Raw genomic sequence first — 2,017 nt, 5'->3', positions numbered from 1 at the left:
ATTGACTATCCATTAGCAGGATAGTTTATTATAGAATAAGTTAAATTGTTTTGAAAGGAGACTTTTATGGAAAATTCATTAGAAAAGAAAGTCACTCTGACTTCTTTAATAAAATATACCTTACCTACTGTGGTGATGATGATGTTTTTTTCACTATACACTATAGTAGATGGAATGTTTATATCTAAATTTGTTGGAGCAAATGCACTTTCTGCCACAAATATTGTTTATCCTGTAATAAATATATTAATAGGAATCGGGGTTATGTTTGCCACAGGAGGTAGTGCTATAGTGGCGAAAACCATGGGTGAAAATAAAAATGAAGATGCAAGAGAGTACTTCACTCTTATTACAATAAGTGCTATTATAGTTGGAGTTGTTGTTGAAATCATATGTATTATTTTTATGAAGGATATAATATATGCACTAGGCTCAACTGAGTCATTATATTATAATTGTAAAGAATATCTATTCTTTATGATAATTTTCACACCATTTATAATACTAAAACTTTATTTCGATTACTTTTTAGTAACTGCAGGTGTAGCAAACTTAGGGCTTTTAAGTTCAGTTGCTGGTGGTATTTTAAATATAGTTTTAGATTATGTGTTTATTGTTGAATTTAATATGGGTGTTAGAGGTGCTGCCTTAGCCACGTGTATAGGATATGTTGTACCAAGCTTAGTAGGTATAATTTATTTCTTCAACAAAAAGAACTTACTACACTTTGTGAAGCCTAAATTAAATATGAAAGTTATTTTAAGAAGTTGCTCAAATGGAATGTCAGAAATGGTAACGCAAATATCATCTGCACTTACAACTTTTTTATTCAATATTGTAATGATTAAATTTCTAGGAGAAGACGGAGTAGCAGCAATTACTATAATGTTGTATATACAATTTTTATTAAATGCAGCTTATTTAGGATTTACTTCTGGAGTGTCACCTAGAATAAGTTATAATTATGGAAGGCAAGATGAAAAACAGGTGGAAAACTTGTTTAAGTACAGCCTTATAATAATTTGTGTATTTGGTATAGTAACATTTTTTATGTCTAGGGCCATGTCAGAAATATTAATATCATTATTTGCTGAAAAAGGAAGTTCATTATTTGATATAAGCCATAATGGATTTATGATTTTCTCGATGGCTTTCTTAGTAGCAGGTATTAATATATTTGGTTCAGGGATGTTTACTGCTTTTTCAAATGGGAAAATATCAGCTATTCTTTCTCTTATGAGAACCTTTGTATTTTTCTTAATGGGTATATTTATATTACCTAGAATTATGGGTGTAAATGGAGTTTGGTTAGTAGTCCCTTTTGCAGAAGTTTCTACTATGATAGTTTCTTTAACCTTTATGTATAAGTATAAAAAGGCCTATTTATATGACAATGCATTTGCATTTAAAAGAAAAGTAAGTGTCAGTTAATTTTCAAAAATATATTTAGTTGATGAAGATGATATTTATAGATATGTTTATGAGAAGAGATAATATATAAAACAGGGGTGTATCAAAAATGATACGCCCCTGTTTTATATGTTAATTTAAATAAAGTAAGCTAATTAATTCCAGTTTTTCCACTCTACAACAAAGGCAATACCTGCACTAAGTAAAGCAAGGCCTATTCCTATATATACGGAAGCCCAGCAAAGGGGATTTATAAAGTGAATAGATCTAATAGTAATACCAAGACCCATCATAAATATCATTATTACATAACTTTTCACATCAAAGAATGAAAATAAACATAATTTATCTTGTTCTTTTGCAGAAATTCTATTTTTGTGTTTTTTTACTAATTTTATGAAAATAAAATTAAAAAATACATAAAAAGTTATAACAGCAACTGCTAGCGAAATAAATGGATGTATTGATGAAGTAAATAATACATCAAGCCCAAGTTTTGATACCATACCACCGGCAAATATCCAAACTAATCCTGCTATAAGTAGTAAACTTCTTTTATTACATCTAGGTGTAAATAATTCCATAATATCATCTCCAATTTTTAATT

General features: G+C 28.6%; 2 protein-coding genes. One reads left to right on the top strand and one right to left on the bottom strand.

The genetic code is table 11. The features are described 5' to 3' along the window. Window positions 1-66 precede the first annotated feature (66 nt). Window positions 67-1,431, top strand: a complete 1,365-nt coding sequence (locus NSA58_RS19595) for an MATE family efflux transporter (RefSeq protein WP_039679597.1) — start codon at window positions 67-69, stop codon at window positions 1,429-1,431. A gap of 134 nt (window positions 1,432-1,565) precedes the next feature. Here NSA58_RS19595 and NSA58_RS19590 read toward each other — a convergent pair. Next, on the bottom strand, window positions 1,566-2,017 hold a 452-nt coding region (locus NSA58_RS19590; protein ID WP_257560887.1), incomplete at its 5' end, for a hypothetical protein.

It is taken from the genome of Terrisporobacter muris, from assembly GCF_024621905.1.
Lineage (GTDB): Bacteria > Bacillota > Clostridia > Peptostreptococcales > Peptostreptococcaceae > Terrisporobacter > Terrisporobacter muris.
The sequence above is the reverse complement of the archived record's forward strand: the minus strand, read 5'-3'. Positions and strand labels throughout refer to the sequence as shown.

Excerpts from the sequence above, each read along its gene's own strand:
- NSA58_RS19595 (WP_039679597.1), top strand. The coding sequence starts at position 67 with ATGGAAAATTCATTAGAAAAGAAAGTCACTCTGACTTCTTTAATAAAA.